Raw genomic sequence first — 14,736 nt, 5'->3', positions numbered from 1 at the left:
CGAGGTGCCTCGCGATGCAGCGGGGCCGAGGGCTCAAGGCCGAGGTCAGCCACCAGGCGTGATCCGGCCCCGCCAGGCTCCCGTCACACCGCCCCGGTTCTCGACGTAGTCCTTGAAGCGCCGCATGTCGCCTTTGACGTGCCGGTCGATCGCCCCCGTCAGGTCGGCGGCCGCTTCCGCGACTCCGCTGGGCTCGACGTCCATCACCAGCACCACGCGTGTGTGCGCCTCGTCCACGCGCTGGAAGCTGACGGTGCCCCTCTGCTCCGTCTCGCCGCCGACCGTCCGCCAGGTGATCCGCTCGTCGGGGAACTGGTCGACGATCTCGGTGTCGAACTCCCGCCGTACGCCACCGATCTTGGTGACCCAGTGGTTGAGGCTGGCGTCGATCTGCCGGACCTCCTCGACGCCCTCCATGAAGTTCGGGAATTCCTCGAACTGCGTCCACTGGTTGTAGGCGGTATGGACGGGAACGTCGACCTCTACAGCCTCTTTCACCGTGCTCATCAGCGACCACTCTCCTCGTTCTCGTAAGGTCAGGGCCACTCGTGCGCGTACCCGCTCACGCCCGGTTACGCGTGAGCGGGACGAGAAAGCCCGCACCGGCACCGGCACCCACCCCCGGCCCCGCAGGAAAGCTCCCCCAGCGGCCGACGTGTCCTGCGCGCCTCTTCCCCGGGTCCGTCCAGCCGTGTGATCGTCTTTCCCACGTGACGGCCGGCGAGGTCACGCCCGGGGTACGGACGAACGACGGGAGGATTGCATGTCAGCCGCCCTGCTCTCCGCGGCGTTCGCCCTGCTGGCGGCCGCGGCCAACGCGACGGGGACGGTGCTCCAGCGCATCGCCGCGCGCACCGTGCCTCACGGGGACGCGTTCAGCGTGCGCCTGATCCGGCATCTGGTGCACAACCCGGCATGGCTCGGCGGGATCGCGGTGATCGTCGGAGCTGCGGCGTGCCAGGCGCTGGCCCTGAACCTCGGGTCGCTCTCGCTCGTCCAGCCCATCCTCGTGACGGAACTGCCCTTCACTCTCGTCATCGCCTGCGCGTTCTCCCGCCGCCGCCTCTCCGCAACCGGCTGGGCCGCATCCCTCATGGTGGCCTTCGGGCTGGGGCTGGCGCTGGTCGCCGCCGCGCCCTCCGGGGGTCACGGGGAGGTTTCCGCCTGGGTGTGGCTCCTCACCCTGACCGCCACCCTGGGCGCCATGGCCCTCTGCGTCACGGCCGCCCTCACCAGGCCCCGCGGTATGAGCAGGGCGGCGCTGTTCAGCTCCGCGTCGGCGATCAGCTACGCATTGACGGCGACGTTGATGACGACCGCCACCGACGTCTTCGAACAGCAGGGCGCCGGGGCGTTTCTCACCTGCTGGCAGACGTACGGCTTCTTCGCTGCCGGCGGCCTGGCGCTCTTCCTCCTGGCCAACGCCATGGAGTCGGGGCCGCTGGTGGCCTCTCAGCCGGCCCTCACTCTCGGCGAAGCGCTGGTCAGCCTGGCGTTGGGCGGCCTGGTGTACGGCGAACGGGTACGGACCGGCTGGTGGCTCATCCCGGAGGGGGTGGGTGCGGTGCTGGTCACCTGGGGCGTCCTGCTCCTCCCCGGAGTCGAGACGGAGGCCGATGAGTCGCCCGAATCGTCCGAGTCATCTGGGTCGTCCGAGTCATCGGCCGCGTAACCCGTCCGTCGGTACCCGCCCGTCACCTGCCCGACACGGGGACTTACCGGCCTCTCCAGTGAGCCATCGCCATTGGTGAACCCTTGGGATCCAAGGCCCCACAGCCGGAGTCGATGAGCTCCGCATGTCCGCCGTACGCGCTCCATGACGCTCCAGGACCCTGCCGTTCGGCGACCTCGCACAGACATCACCGGGATCCCATCGGGTAAACGGAAGATAGACGGCCCGAAGGAGGAGCCATGTCCGGGTTGATCGCACGTATCAAGCAGTTCGCCCGCAGCCCACAGGGACAGCGGACCATCGCATCGGCCCGGCGTGCTGCAGCCGACCCACGCAAACGTGACCAGGCCCGCAAGCTGCTCGGGCGGCTGCGTGGACGCCGGTAGCGGCCGCTGACAGTACAGCGGAGGGTTGAGGGTCAAGGCGCCGGGGCTGTGACCGGCGTCAGGAGCCCGGCGCCCGGACCCCGGAGCCCGGGAGCTCGGAGTCCGGGAGCCCGGAGCCCAGCACTCAGCGGTAGTCGGCCAAGCCCTCCGCCAGTTCCTCATCGTCGCCGTCCAGGCGCCCGGCCAGAGCTTGCTGCAGAGCGAACGTGCCGCGGATCGCGGCGATACGGGTGCTGAGCCCGTCAGCCGGCCGACTCCGACTGCCACGGGCGGCCAGCAGCACCCGTCCCAAGAAGTTCTCGCCATAGCTCGCACCGACTGCCGCGAGGTCTTCGGCAGGGTCACCGAGCCCCACCTCGTCCCAGTCGACGACGCCACTGAGCCGCGGCAGTCCGTCGGCGTGCTCCCACAGCACGTTCTCGCCCCCGAGGTCGCCGTGCACCACTGCGTCGGTGATGTGAGGAAGGCTGTCGAGCGCCGCTAGTTCCCGCTCGGCTCGCCGCCGTCCGCTGTCGGCCATGAAGGGGAACAGCTCTGCGCGCACGTCCGCCGCGAACTGCCGCCACCGGCCTTCCGGTGCCCGGGGCAGAGCCGCTCGTACCGTTGCCTCGTCCGCGCCGGCCCGGGCCAGTCCGGCCAGCAGGGAGGCGTACTGCGCCGCCACGGCATCGGCCACGACGGGATCGTCGAGCGCGCCGGCCTCCAGGGGTGCGCCGGGAACGCGGCTCAGAACCAGGAACGGCATCCCGTCCGCGTCATGGCCTCCGCCCTCGGAGGACAACGGCTCAGGCGTGCGAAAGCCAAGATCGAGTACGGCGAGTGCGCGCAGTACGGCTGCCCGCTCCGGCAATCTGCCGGCCGCCGCCTCGGTACGGGGCAGGCATACGACGCGGTCTGAGCCGATGACCACGTGATGGAACTGACCCCGGTGGACGGCCAGATCGCCTGGTTCGTCGTCCGGCAGCAGCCGGCCCAGCAGCGCACGGTGCGTGTCCGATAACTTCACAACATCAGACTCTCCATCTTTCAACCGCGTGGGGCAACGTCCACGAGGTCGAGGTGTTCGGCGACCTTGGCCGTGAGAAGAGCCGGGTTCTCGGCCGGGAGCCCGTGTCCGCCCGGCACGCGCAGCAGCCGGGCGTGGGGGATCCCGTCAGCCAGTTCGTGCTGGTGGTGCGGGTACACGATGCGGTCGTCCGCGCTGGAGATGATCAGTGTCGGCGCGGTGACGTTCGGGAGCAGGTCGGTGATGTCGATCCTCATGTCGGCTTCGGACTGGCGGGCGAAGCCGTCCCGGGCGCCGTCCAGCATGTCGGTGAAGGCGGCAGCCGCCTGGGCGAACGCGGTCCGGTCCCAGGTGCGGAGGGTGTCCTTGCCCATGGCGGTGAGCAGGATCATCCGGGCGAGCCCGGCGGGGTCGGTGCGTATGAGCTGACTCCACAGTCCGAACTGGAACACCATCTGGGCGTCGGCCCGGACCCATCCGGCGTGAGCGGTCAGGGAGTCGACCATTCCGGGGTGCAGGCCTGCGGTGGCCGTGGCCACGACGGCGCCGAGGGAGTGCCCGACCAGGTGGAAGTGGTCGAGGCCGGCGCCCTGGGCCGCCGTCACGACGTGGGCGACCATGTCGTGGAGAGTGATCGGCCCGCCGGGGTCGCGGGTGTCGCCGGAGCCGGGCAGGTCCGGGGCCACGATGGTGCAGCGGTCGCCGAGGGCCTCGATGAGCGGCCCCCAGTTGCTCTGCGCGGTGGCACCGGTGCCGTGGACCAGGACCAGGCCCGGGCCCTTTCCGGTGACGAGGTAGTGGGCCTTGCTGATGCCGCCGGAGACGGCCACGTCGACTACGGGCATGGTGCTTCTCTTCCAGAGAGTCCGGGTTCGGGCCTTGGCCAGGGCGGGGCGGGGACGGACCTTCGCCCGGGCCGCTGCCGGCCCGCCCGGCTGAGGGCTGTCGAGGGCTGTCGAGGGATTTCGAGGGATTTCGAGGGATTTCGAGGCTGCCCAGAGCCGTCGAGAGTTGTTGCGGGCTGTTCAGCGCAAGGCCGCACGGAGCGCCCGGTTGAAGCGTTCGGCCTGGTCCTGCTGGGACATGTGGCCGGCGCCTTCGATGACGGTCATCCGCGCGCCGGGGATCAGGTCGGCGCACTCCCGGGGAACGGACAGCGGGACCTCGGTGTCCAGTTCGCCGTGCAGGAAGTGGGTGGGAACCTGCATGCGGCCCAGCCGGTGGCGCGGGTCGTAGCCGGCCTGGTCGACGATGAGCCGGTCGATGAGGAACGTGGAGTCCAGCAGCTGCCGGACCGTCCAGTCGATCATGGCGGTGCCGGCTCCCGGGCGGTACCAGTGCGGGACGAAGCCGGCCAGGGTGCCCGCCCTGTCGGCGCGCAGGTCCGCCAGCAGCTTGTCCATCGCCTCCCGCATCCCGCAGAAGTGGTGGACGCCCGCGTCCACCGGGACGATGGCGCCGATCCGGTCCGGGGCGGCGAGCGCGGCCTCGATGGTGAACGCCCCCGCGATCGACGATCCGATCAGCACCGGGCGGTCGAGCTCCAGGGCGTCGACGAACCCCAGGATGTCGTGGGTGATGTCGGCGATGGTGTAGCCGGTGGCGGGCCGGTCCGATCTGCCGCAGCCCCGCCAGTCGAGGGTGATCACACGGTGGTCGGTCATCAGGTCGGCTGCCTGTGCGTCCCACACCCGGCCGCTGGTGCCCCAGCCGTGCAGGAACAGCAAGGGGCGGCCGGAGCCGAGGTCCTGGTAGTAGAGCGTGGTGCCGTTGACGGTCGCGTGGGCCATCGTCGTGTTTCCTTCCCCTCTCCGTGGTACCCCAGGTCTCCCAAGGGCGATTCCAGCGGACAGGCCGGTCACGACCAATGAGCAGTCCGCTCCTAGACTGATCAAGGACCATGATCAATAAGGGCGTCAGCAGGGGGCGGCGTGGAACTGCGACAGGTGCGCTACTTCATAGCGGTGGCCGAGGAACTGCACTTCGGGCGGGCCGCCGAACGGCTGCACATCGTTCAGCCGACCGTCAGCCAGCAGATACAGCGGCTGGAGCGCGAACTCGGCCTGAAGCTGTTCGACCGCACGACCCGCACCGTGACGCTGACCGCCGCGGGGCACGCCTTCCTGACGCACGCCCACGCCCTCCTCCAGGCCGAGCGTTCGGCGAACGAGGCCATGGCCGCCTTCCGTGCCGAGCAGGAATCGACCCTGCGCCTCGGCACGAGCACCGGACTCGGCCTCCGCCTGGACGCCGTACTGACCGCCCTCACCGAACGGGCCCCGCAGCTGCTGGTCGAGCTGGTCAGCGCACCCCAGGCGGCCCGGCTCCAGCAAGTCCGCGACGGCGAACTGGACGCCGCATTCGTCCGGGGCACAGACCTCGCACCCCGCACGGACGGTACGGACCACCACAGCCCGGACCTGGAGCTTCTCCCCCTCTGGTGCGACGCCCTCGTCGCCGCCCTGCCCGCCGGACACCCTCTGGCCGCACAGCCGAACGTCACCCTCGCCGACCTGGCCGACCTGCCCCTACGGATCACGCCGCGCGACAGTAACCCCCTCCTCGTCGGCACGGTCATCGACGCTTGCCGCGCGGCCGGCTTCGAACCGGTCATGGGTGCTGCGTTCACCACCGACCAGGACACCCTGGCCGCGATCGCCACCGGCAGGCCGAGCTGGACCGTCTACTACGCCTCACAGGCCGAAATCCAACCGGCTCCCCGCATCGCCTTCCGCCCCTTCGCCGCCCCCGCCCCGGCCGTCCGGACGTACCTGGCGGTGCGCCCCGCCCCGCCTTCCCGCCGGTTGGCGGCTCTCCTGGACGCCTGCAGCCGGTAGACCGTGCCACTCGCCCGCACAAGGGTGCGCCCGTCACACAGGGAACTTAGTGTGGAACCGACCGTGACCACTGGGGGAGGTGAGGAGGGCGTGGCATGCCGGACCGGTCGGGCCTGGGGTGCCGACTGCGCTCCGCGATCAGGATTCCCGGGCGCCCGGCCCCCGGCCGCCCCCGACGCGGCGAGCGGCACGGCGAGCGGTACGGCGTGGCGACGGCTTCGTACGTGCGGCGCGTGGCGAGGAACGCCCGGCTGCGGCTGACGTCGAGCGGTCGTGTGGCTACGGGCACCGCGATCGACGCATACGGCGTGTTCCATTCTCCCTTGTCCCGGATCAGGTTGCCCTGGACCGGCTTGCCCTGGACCGGCTTGTCCCGGGTCAGCCGCCCGGTCGCGGACGACCGTAATCCCGCAGCCGGGCCCGCCGCCCGACGCGACGCCGGCCGGGCCCGTTCCCGCCGCGCGACGGGAGTCCGGCGGTGGCGCGGGATCGTACCCGTGGTGTGGGTGGCCGTGGCCTTCGGTGTGGTGCAGCTCGTGGTGGTGCCGTTGCGGCTGCCGCTGGGCTGGGACGAGGCCGTGTACGTGAGTCAGGTCAGCCCGCGAGTACCGGCCGCGTATTTCAGCGCGCCGCGGGCCCGGGGCATCAGCTGGCTGGCTGCGCCTGCGGTGCTGCTCAGCGCATCGGTGGTGGTGTTGCGGGCCTGGATGCTGACACTGGCCACGGCCGGCCTGGTGGCCGCCTTCTGGCCATGGCGTCGCCTGGTCGGCGAAACGGTCACGGCGGCGGCCGCGGCGGCGTTCGCCGGTCTGTGGGTCGTGCAGTTCTACGCGGGCGAGGTCATGCCGAACCTGTACGTGGCCTACGGCGCGACGGCCGCAACGGGATGGTTCCTACGGGCCGCCGCCACTGCTGGCGCCGGGCCGGGGCGGCGCGGCGTATGGGCGTGGGCGGGGGTTGCGGTGAGTGTGGCGTTCACCGCGTTGATGCGCCCGCCCGACGCGGTGTTCCTCGCGCTCGCGCTGCTCGCCGCCGTGGCACTGACGCCGTCCTGGCGCCGGTGGCGCCCGGCGGCCGCAGTGGTGGGCGGGCTCGCGGCCGGGCTGGCGCCGTGGCTCACCGAGGCGTACACCGACTTCGACGGTCCGGTGGCCCGGCTGCGGGACGGCAGCGGCGTCCAGGGCGGCATGGGGTGGACCAACACCCTCGGCATGCACCTGCGCGCCCTGAACGGGCCGCTGCTGTGCCGCCCGTGCCACATCCCCTGGGACTATCCGCTGCTGTCACTGTGGTGGCTCGCCACGCCCGTCGTGGCCGTCGCGTCCCTGATCCTGGTCCTCATCCTGACCAGGCACCGGCACGGCGCCCGGACCGCCGTCGATGAACGGCCCGCCGTCGATGGACGGAACGCCGTCGGCGGGCAGGACGCCATCGGTGGACAGGCCGCCACCGGTGGACAGACCTCCGTCGGCGGGCGCGGCACGCCACCGGTGGCTGTGGTCGCGCTGCCCCTTGCCTGCGCGGCGGCGATGTCGCTGCAGTACCTCTTCCTCCTCGACTACGCGGCCCCCCGCTTCCTCATCCCCGCCTACGCCCAACTCGCCATTCCCGTCGCCGCCTTCGCCGTGGCCCTGTTCCGTTGCGCCTGGCGGCGATGGCGCCCGGTCGTGGCCGTGGTGCTGGGCGTCGCCTTTGCCCTGCATCTGACGTCCCAATACCTGGTGCTGCAACGCAGAGTCGGCGATCAGGTGCGCCTCCGCGCCGACACGCTGCAGGCCGCCGAGCGCCTGCACCGCGCCGGTCTGAGCCCCCCGTGCACCCTGGTCGGCCCCGAGGTCGTCTCCGTCGCATTCCACGCGGGCTGCTCGTCCGAAGCGCTGACCGGCAACAACACGTCCACCACCGTCGGCGAACTGCTGCAGCGGGCCCGGTCGGAACCGGTGGCTGCCGCCGCCCGCATCCCGGGGGCGCCGGGGTTCGCGCGCGGCTGGACGCCGTGCGTGCTGCGGATGCCGGACGGGGCCGACTGGTACCTCTACCTGGCCTCGTCGCCCCGGGTGACGGGCCGCTGCGGCTGACGCGGCTAAGCAACTGACGCGGCTGAGCATCCCCAGGGCCGGAGCCACAGTGGCGGCTCTCCGGAGGCGACCAGTCACTGCGTCGGGCTGTACCGCACAGGCAGACGGGACAGGCCGCGGATCAGGCCGGGCCTCCAGGGGGCGGCCTCGGCCGGGTCGGTGTCCAGTTTGAGGTCGGGCAGGCGGCCGAGGAGGGCGGGGAGGGCGACGGCTGCCTCCAGGCGGGCGAGTGGCGCGCCCAGGCAGTGGTGTATGCCGTGGCCGAAGGCCAGATGTCCGCCGCCGGGCGTGCGGGGGCGACGGATGTCGAAGCGGTCGGGTTCGGCGAAGCGGCCGGGGTCGCGGGAGGCCGAGGCCAGCAGGATGAGGACGGCCTCGCCCGCCGGGATGGTCCGGCCGGCGATCTCGACGGGCTGCCTGGTCCAGCGGTACGCGGCAGAGGTCACCGGTCCCTCGTAGCGCAGCATCTCCTCGATCGCGCCTTCGAGCAGGGAGGGGTCGGATTGCAGGGCTGCGAGCTGTTCGGGGTGGGTGAGCAGGGCGTGGGTGCCGTTGGCGAGCAGGTTGACGGTGGTCTCGTGGCCGGCGACGAGCAGGAGGAACGCCATGCCGATCAACTCGTCCAGTGGCAGGCGGCGCCCTTCGGCGTCCTCGGCCCGGACCAGCGCGCTCAGCAAGTCCTCCTCAGGATGGCGCTCCTTGGACTGGAGCAGTTCGGTGAGGAAGGCCGCCATCGCTGCGGCCGCCTCGGCGCCTGCCGGGGAGGCGGGTTCGAAGACCATCCGTTGCGACCACTCGTGGAAGGACTCCCGGTTCGCTTCGGGTACGCCCAGGAGCTCGCAGATGACGGCGATGGGGAGGGGGAGCGCAAAGGATTCCACGAGGTCGGTCGCGCCCAACGGGGCGATCCGGTCCAGCAGTTCGTCGGCGATCTGCTGGATACGCGGCCTGAGGGCTTCGATGCGCCGGGCGGTGAACTCTCCGGCGACCAGCGCGCGCAGACGGGTGTGCTGGGGCGGGTCGGTCTGGAGCATGTTGCGGCCGATGGCCTGGCCGCCGTCGCTGATCCAGCGGGAGGAGTGGCGGACGTCCGTGCTGAGTCCGGGGTTCGTGAGGGCTGCGCGCACCGCGTCGTACCCGAGGATCACCCAGACGTCACCGGCTCCTTCCGTGGGGACGCGGTGGACGGGGCCTTGCTCGCGCAGGTGGGCGTAGAGGGGATAGGGGTCGGCCACGAAGTCCGGGAAGCCCCGGGAGTCCGTGCCGGCCGGGGCCAGGGCCCGGAAGTCGGGAAGCGTGCTCATCGATCGTCATCCCTTCGTCGGCCGGTGCGAGCGCCAGCCCGCACGGCCCCAAGAAAAGTGGGGATAGCTCCCCACTACGTGGCCGTGACCTTAACAGCGAAACGGGGACTGGTCCACGTTTCGCTGTTAGAGTGCTGCCACGCCCGCTGAGCCGCCTCGGCCGGACAACGAGGAAGACGCAGGCGGGAGCAGGCAGGCGAGGAGCAGGCGGGCACCCCCGCAGGAGCAAGTCAGGCAAGGAGGGCCGATGAGCGACGGAGGAGGGACGGGCCCTTTGCGCAAGGACGCCCAGCGCAACCGGGACCTGCTCATCGCAGCCGCCCGCGAGGTCTACGCCGAACGCGGCGTGGAAGCCCCCCTGGACGACATCGCCCGCCGGGCCGGCGTCGGCAACGCCACCCTCTACCGGCGCTTCCCCACCCGCGGCGCGCTCATCGAGGCGGTCTTCGGCGACGCCCTGACCCACACGCTGCGCCAAGGCGAAGAAGCGCGCGGCGCCGACGACGCGTGGGCCGGGCTGACCGGCTATTTGGAGTACATCTTCGAAGGCCTGGCCGCCGACAGGGGTGCCAACGACCTGATGACCACGAGCATCCCCGACGTCCCCTCCCTCGACGCCCTCAAGACCCACCACTACGAGACCGTCTGCGTGCTCATCCGACGCGCTCAGGAACAGGGCTCCATGCGCGACGACGTGGTCGTCGAGGACCTGCTGTTCGCGCTGGCCGCCCTCGGCCGCGTCGTCCCCACCTCCGTGACCGTCGCCCCACAGGCCTGGCGGCGCCACCTCCGCCTCCTCCTGGACGGCCTGCGCGCCCCCGCCGCCACCGCCCTCCCCGTACCGCCGCTCACCCCTGACCAGCTGACGGGCGCACTCCGCGCACTGGCCGGCCACGACACCGCCGACTGACGTCCGGGACACACCACCCGCCATCCCACCCCCGCGGAGCAGGCACCGGCCCTCGGACCCTCGGCAGCCGTCTCTGCGCCGATGAACCCGCAGTTCCGGCACCCGGGCTGCCGCGCACCCCGCCTCCGGGGCAGCGTGTCAGCTCGCGAGTCGGCGTTCGAGAGGGGTGCGGTAGCAGGGGGTGACCCGGGTGCCGTCCAGGAAGGCGGTCAGGCGCTGGATCTCGGTCGTGATGAGCGCGCGGGCGTGGCTGCCGGGGTCGGTGAGGAGGTGGTGGTTGATGTGACCGTCGGGGTGCTGGGCCCAGGCGCCGATGATGCGGCCGTCGGCCCAGATGGTGGGGCCGATGTTGCCGTTGCGGTCGAACAGGGCCGCCGTGTGGGCCGGGTCGAGGTACCAGTCGCGGTGACGCCAGCCCATGGGGGTGGGATCGAGGCCGGGCAGCAGTGCCACCCATGGCTCCGGCTCGCCCTCGGCTACGGGCTGGTTGTCCTCGGGGAGGAGGTAGCCGGTGCCTTCGTCGAGTTCGACGGCTTCGGCGCCGGTGGCGGCGATGGCCTTGCGGGTGTCGGTCAGGGTCCAGCCGGTCCACCACTTCAGGTCGGCCGCGGTGACGGGGCCGAACGCCGCGAGGTAGTGGCGGGCGAGCGCAGCCTTGGCTTCGGGGGCCGGCACGGCGGGGAACGGTTCGGCCGGGGCCCAGCGGAACTGGGCCGAGGTCCACGAGCCCGCGGGGCGGGTGCGGTGGACGCGGCCTTCGGCGGCCAGCGTGCCCAGGATGGGGGCGGTGACGCGCTGGCGGGTCTCGTACGACTTGCCGGGGTTGAGGACGTAGTACTCGCGCAGGTCGGGAATGTCGGCGGCCAGCTCGGCGGCGGTGGCCCCGCCGCGGGCGGCCAGGGCACCGAGGGTGGCCTTCTCCACGGCCGCGTAGCGGGCGGGGGTCCAGCCGAGGGTGGTGCGCAGGTGCTCCACGGCGTCGCCGCGGTTGCGGTGGGCGTCCTTGGTGGTGGCGGCGTGGAGGACGGGCGCGAGGTGGCGGGGAGTGACGAACATCGTGCGGCGCATGCACCGGATGCGGGCGAGCGGAGGCGCGGCGTCGTAGAGGGCGTGGTCGATGGCCGCGGCGGTGGGGGCGGCCATCCGGGCGGCGGCGGAGAGGAAGACGGTGGCCGGGTCGGTGGCGTGCAGGCCTATGAGGGCCCCGGCCACCTCCTGCGGTGTGGCGGCCCGGTGGGCGGGGGCGAGCAGGTGCCGTTCGGCGAGCCGGGCGCGGCGTTCGGCAGGGGTGATACGACGCAGAGCGGTCATCGTGCGGGGGGCTTCCAGGATCACCACTCCCGCTTCTGCACGACGCCGATGACGTAGCCGTCGGGGTCGGTGAAGTAGAGGATCTGCACGCCCTCGTGGGCGACTTCCTTGATGACCTCGACCAGGGGGCGGATTTTCTTCACGTAGGCGTCGAAGTCGTCGACGGCCAGGTAGAACATGCCGAACGCGCCGGGCGTGCGGTCCTTGAGGACGGGCAGCCAGTCCCGCAGGTGAGCGTCCCGGTAGACCATGAGGACGAACTCGTCGCCGAAGAGCAGGCTGCGGATGTCGTCATTGGGGTCGTTGCCCGCGGGCGTGGCGGTGAAGCCGAGCTTCTCGTAGAAGTCGACGGATGCCTGCGTGTCCTTCACGCCGAGACAGGGGGCGATGGCGGGGGCCTTCATCAGGGTCTCTCCTCGGGGGCAGCTTTCAGTACATAAGTACTGTAACCACGGAGCCAGCCGGTGCGCAATACGGACACATCGGTTTATTTAATGCCGCCGAAGGCTCACCCGCGCCAGCCACCAGCCGCCCCGTCCCACACCACCCACACCCACCCGGGCATCCAGGCACCCAGACACAGGCAGGCAATCCATCTACGTTACAGATGTACCGTAAGCCCTCACGCCCGGTGCCCGCTGGAGCGCCCGGCCAGCGCGGCATCGGCCGCGGCGAGGATGTTCCCGAAAGTGCTGGTGATGATCGGCCGCGCGAAGCGACGGGTGAGGAAGGTTCCGACCAGCGGGACGGGGATCTCGGCACGCGTGGTCCAGCGGACGTGGGTGCCGCCGTCAGTCTCGGTGAACGTCATGCTGCCGACTTCGTGCCGGGCCGGCGGCAGGCTGCGCTCGACGACGTACTCGGTGGCGTACGGCGGGTCGTAGTGCGTGATGCGCTCGCGGAACCAACCGATCAGCCACAGGTGATTGCGCACCGCGCCGAAGCCGTACGGCGCGGTCTCTCCGCGCCGGGCCAGGCGGCAGCGCAGCACCAAGGGCGAGGACGTGTAGTTCGTGGTCGTGGTGAGCCAGGCGAAGACGTCGTCGATCGGGGCGTCTATGGTGCGCTCGACGATCATGGTTTCCATGGCTGGCGTTCTCCCCTGTTGAGTGGGTGCACCGCATCGGCGCGGTGCAGCTTGTCCGGGTTGCGCATGACGTAGAGGCCGGTGATCCGTCCGTCGTGGATCTCGAAGGCGAGCAGCCAGTCGAGTTCACCGTCGGTGAGCGAGCGCGCCGCGGGCATGCCGTTGTAGGTGGCGGGCTCGATCCGGGTCGTCGCGGTGACGCTGGTGCGGGCCACGCCGAGGACGTACCGGGCGACCTCGGCGCGGCCGGTGATCGGGTGGCGGGCGGCTGACACCTTCCCGCCGCCGTCGGAGACCTGCACGACGTCGGGCGCCAGCAGGTCCATCAGCGCCTGGACCTCGCCGGTCGTCGTCGCGAGCAGGAACCGCTGGACGATCTCCCGGGTGGCTTCGGAGTCGGGCTCGAAGCGGCGGCGCCGAGCATGGACGTGCCGGCGTGCGCGGTGGGCGATCTGCCGGACGGTGACCTCGGTCTTCCCGATCGAGGCGGCGATCTCGCCGTGGGTGTAGCCGAACACGTCGTGCAGCACGAACACCGCGCGCTCGGCCGGGTTCAGCGTCTCCAGGACGAGCATCATGGCCATCGACACCGACTCGTTGAGGATCACGTCCTCGCTCAGCTCGGGTGCGGTGCGGATCGGCTCGGGCAGCCACGTGCCGACGTACTCCTCGCGCCGCGCCTTGACCGCGCGCAGGTGATTGAGGGACTGCCGGGTCACCACGCGGACCAGGTAGGCACGCGGATGCTCGACCGTGGCCGGGTCGACCGCGCTCCATCGCAGGTAACTCTCCTGCAGCACGTCCTCGGCATCGGTGGCGCTGCCCAGCATCTCGTAGGCGATGGTGAACAGCAGCGCACGGTGCTCGGTGAAGGCGTCCACGACGAACCGGCTCCTTTCTTTCGGGCACCCATCGAGACACCCGGCACCGGCGAACCGTGACAGCCCCTGACTGTGAATCACTTCACAGTCAGGGGCTCGATCGGGGACTCGATCTGGGGCTCAATCAGGTTTGGGACACAGAAGGTTCGCCGACACGGCCCTACGCCGCGCAGAATTCGTTGCCCTCCGGGTCCTGCATCACCCACCAGTGCCCTGCCGGGCCCTGGTTCACCTCGCGGATACGGGTCGCCCCCAACCCTTCCAGCCGGGTCACCAGTTCGTCGAGGCCACCGGGCTCGCTGTGCACATCGAGGTGCAGGCGGTTCTTGCCGGACTTGCCCTCGGGCACGTCCTGGAAGAGCAGCCGCCGGCCGCGGCCGACGCCGCTGGTCTCGTCGAAGGGGTCCTCGGGGTGACGGATCGCGGCGTAGCCGCGGAAGGTCTTGCGGCCGCGGTGCTCGACGACCGCCGCCTCGGCGATGTGACCGGCGGCCAGCAGCTGCTCGACGAGCCTGCTGGGGTCTTCCACCTCGTACTCCAGGGCCGCGGCCCAGAAGTCGGCGAGGGCGGGTGCGTTCGCGCTGTCGATGACCAGCTTCCAGTTCAATGCCATGCCGCCAGCATAGTCGATGTAACCGATATAACCAGTTACACTGGCGGCATGGACTCCCCCGCAGCCAAGGGGCTCACCCTTCGCTCCCACACCGGCGTCGCCTACCGGTTCGACCCCGGCGCCCTGTGCCTGGAACTGCTGCCCACCGGCGGCCCCGGCCCGTACCGCCGCTACGAGGTCCTGCACGAGCCCGCCGACCTGGCCGCCTGGGCGGAGCGGTCGCGGCTGACGCCGACGCCCGTGCTGGAGATATCCGAAGCCGAGGTGACCGGTATGCGGGAGCTGCGCGACGCACTGTTCCGGGTGGTCATCGCCCACACGCGCGGCGAGCCCCACCCGCAGGGCGACCTGGAGACCATCAACGCGGCGGCCGCCCGCCCCTCCCTGGCCCCCGTCGTCGCACCGACCGGCGAGCGGCAGTGGTCCGGAACCCCCAGCGGCACGCAGCTGGCGGCCACCGTCGCCCGGGACGCCGTCGAGCTGCTGACCGGCCCCTATGCACACCGAATCCGCACCTGCGCCGCCGAGGACTGCAACCTTGTCTACGTCGACACCTCACGCCCCGGCCGGCGCCGCTGGTGCTCCATGGAGCACTGCGGCAACCGCAGCAAGGTACGGGCGCTGCGCGCCCGCCAATCCGAGGAAGGATGA

The 14,736-nt window shown here is 71.3% G+C and carries 15 protein-coding genes; 5 read left to right on the top strand and 10 right to left on the bottom strand.

The window, feature by feature from the left end; translation table 11 throughout:
* Positions 1–45: 45 nt before the first annotated feature.
* On the bottom strand, positions 46–507 hold the full coding sequence (locus AS857_RS05045; protein ID WP_058041879.1) for an SRPBCC family protein: 462 nt from the start codon (positions 505–507) through the stop codon (positions 46–48).
* A 256-nt stretch (positions 508–763) separates the two neighbouring features.
* Here AS857_RS05045 and AS857_RS05040 point away from each other — a divergent pair, with 256 nt between their 5' ends.
* Positions 764–1,672: a DMT family transporter gene (locus tag AS857_RS05040; RefSeq protein WP_058041878.1), complete on the top strand. Its 909-nt coding sequence runs from the start codon at positions 764–766 to the stop codon at positions 1,670–1,672.
* 510 nt (positions 1,673–2,182) lie between these two features.
* Here the strand turns inward: AS857_RS05040 and vph are convergent.
* The 3 genes from vph to AS857_RS05025 form a co-directional block, all read right to left on the bottom strand.
* A complete protein-coding gene (gene vph / locus AS857_RS05035) occupies positions 2,183–3,064 on the bottom strand; it encodes a viomycin phosphotransferase (protein WP_058041877.1) in 882 nt (293 codons plus the stop codon).
* 20 nt (positions 3,065–3,084) lie between these two features.
* Positions 3,085–3,909 carry an alpha/beta fold hydrolase gene (locus AS857_RS05030; RefSeq protein ID WP_058041876.1) on the bottom strand — a complete coding sequence of 275 codons (825 nt, stop codon included), beginning with the start codon at positions 3,907–3,909 and terminating at the stop codon, positions 3,085–3,087.
* Positions 3,910–4,089: 180 nt separating this feature from the next.
* A complete protein-coding gene (locus AS857_RS05025) occupies positions 4,090–4,854 on the bottom strand; it encodes an alpha/beta fold hydrolase (RefSeq protein WP_058041875.1) in 765 nt (254 codons plus the stop codon).
* A 141-nt stretch (positions 4,855–4,995) separates the two neighbouring features.
* On the opposite strand from AS857_RS05025, the gene AS857_RS05020 reads away from it, so the two are divergent.
* Positions 4,996–5,901 (top strand): LysR family transcriptional regulator, encoded by a 906-nt coding sequence (locus AS857_RS05020; protein ID WP_058041874.1) that lies wholly within the window; start codon positions 4,996–4,998, stop codon positions 5,899–5,901.
* 497 nt (positions 5,902–6,398) lie between these two features.
* Positions 6,399–7,979 (top strand): hypothetical protein, encoded by a 1,581-nt coding sequence (locus tag AS857_RS05015; protein ID WP_058041873.1) that lies wholly within the window; start codon positions 6,399–6,401, stop codon positions 7,977–7,979.
* Between the two features lie 74 nt (positions 7,980–8,053).
* Here the strand turns inward: AS857_RS05015 and AS857_RS05010 are convergent, their stop codons facing one another.
* Positions 8,054–9,283, bottom strand: a complete 1,230-nt coding sequence (locus AS857_RS05010; protein WP_058041872.1) for a cytochrome P450 family protein — start codon at positions 9,281–9,283, stop codon at positions 8,054–8,056.
* Positions 9,284–9,530: 247 nt separating this feature from the next.
* Here AS857_RS05010 and AS857_RS05005 point away from each other — a divergent pair, with 247 nt between their 5' ends.
* The gene (locus AS857_RS05005) at positions 9,531–10,193 is read left to right on the top strand and encodes a TetR/AcrR family transcriptional regulator (protein WP_058041871.1); all 663 of its coding nucleotides are present in this window, start codon (positions 9,531–9,533) and stop codon (positions 10,191–10,193) included.
* 138 nt (positions 10,194–10,331) lie between these two features.
* On the opposite strand, the gene AS857_RS05000 is transcribed toward AS857_RS05005, so the two are convergent.
* From AS857_RS05000 to AS857_RS04980, 5 genes are all read right to left on the bottom strand, one after another.
* Complete coding sequence (locus AS857_RS05000; protein WP_338058244.1) at positions 10,332–11,531, bottom strand: winged helix DNA-binding domain-containing protein; 1,200 nt, start codon at positions 11,529–11,531, stop codon at positions 10,332–10,334.
* Positions 11,525–11,908 carry a VOC family protein gene (locus AS857_RS04995; RefSeq protein ID WP_058041870.1) on the bottom strand — a complete coding sequence of 128 codons (384 nt, stop codon included), beginning with the start codon at positions 11,906–11,908 and terminating at the stop codon, positions 11,525–11,527. The genes AS857_RS05000 and AS857_RS04995 overlap by 7 nt, the downstream gene beginning before the upstream one ends.
* 218 nt (positions 11,909–12,126) lie before the next feature.
* Positions 12,127–12,591: an SRPBCC family protein gene (locus AS857_RS04990; protein ID WP_058041869.1), complete on the bottom strand. Its 465-nt coding sequence runs from the start codon at positions 12,589–12,591 to the stop codon at positions 12,127–12,129.
* A complete protein-coding gene (gene sigJ, locus AS857_RS04985) occupies positions 12,579–13,421 on the bottom strand; it encodes an RNA polymerase sigma factor SigJ (RefSeq protein ID WP_245699619.1) in 843 nt (280 codons plus the stop codon). The genes AS857_RS04990 and sigJ overlap by 13 nt, the downstream gene beginning before the upstream one ends.
* Positions 13,422–13,632: 211 nt before the next feature.
* Positions 13,633–14,085 carry a VOC family protein gene (locus AS857_RS04980; RefSeq protein WP_058041867.1) on the bottom strand — a complete coding sequence of 151 codons (453 nt, stop codon included), beginning with the start codon at positions 14,083–14,085 and terminating at the stop codon, positions 13,633–13,635.
* A 48-nt stretch (positions 14,086–14,133) separates the two neighbouring features.
* On the opposite strand from AS857_RS04980, the gene AS857_RS04975 reads away from it, so the two are divergent.
* The gene (locus tag AS857_RS04975; protein WP_058041866.1) at positions 14,134–14,736 is read left to right on the top strand and encodes a CGNR zinc finger domain-containing protein; all 603 of its coding nucleotides are present in this window, start codon (positions 14,134–14,136) and stop codon (positions 14,734–14,736) included.

The sequence above is a fragment of the Streptomyces roseifaciens genome (genome assembly GCF_001445655.1).
Lineage (GTDB): Bacteria > Actinomycetota > Actinomycetes > Streptomycetales > Streptomycetaceae > Streptomyces > Streptomyces aureoversilis.
The sequence above is the reverse complement of the archived record's forward strand: the minus strand, read 5'-3'. Positions and strand labels throughout refer to the sequence as shown.

Bases quoted from the DNA above. Each gene is read 5' to 3' on its own strand.
- AS857_RS05045 (WP_058041879.1), bottom strand. From the start codon at position 507: ATGAGCACGGTGAAAGAGGCTGTAGAGGTCGACGTTCCCGTCCATACC.
- AS857_RS05040 (WP_058041878.1), top strand. From the start codon at position 764: ATGTCAGCCGCCCTGCTCTCCGCGGCGTTCGCCCTGCTGGCGGCCGCG.
- AS857_RS05030 (WP_058041876.1), bottom strand. From the start codon at position 3,909: ATGCCCGTAGTCGACGTGGCCGTCTCCGGCGGCATCAGCAAGGCCCAC.
- AS857_RS05025 (WP_058041875.1), bottom strand. From the start codon at position 4,854: ATGGCCCACGCGACCGTCAACGGCACCACGCTCTACTACCAGGACCTC.
- AS857_RS05010 (WP_058041872.1), bottom strand. From the start codon at position 9,283: ATGAGCACGCTTCCCGACTTCCGGGCCCTGGCCCCGGCCGGCACGGAC.
- AS857_RS05005 (WP_058041871.1), top strand. From the start codon at position 9,531: ATGAGCGACGGAGGAGGGACGGGCCCTTTGCGCAAGGACGCCCAGCGC.
- AS857_RS04995 (WP_058041870.1), bottom strand. From the start codon at position 11,908: ATGAAGGCCCCCGCCATCGCCCCCTGTCTCGGCGTGAAGGACACGCAG.
- AS857_RS04990 (WP_058041869.1), bottom strand. From the start codon at position 12,591: ATGGAAACCATGATCGTCGAGCGCACCATAGACGCCCCGATCGACGAC.
- sigJ (WP_245699619.1), bottom strand. From the start codon at position 13,421: ATGCTGGGCAGCGCCACCGATGCCGAGGACGTGCTGCAGGAGAGTTAC.
- AS857_RS04980 (WP_058041867.1), bottom strand. From the start codon at position 14,085: ATGGCATTGAACTGGAAGCTGGTCATCGACAGCGCGAACGCACCCGCC.
- AS857_RS04975 (WP_058041866.1), top strand. From the start codon at position 14,134: ATGGACTCCCCCGCAGCCAAGGGGCTCACCCTTCGCTCCCACACCGGC.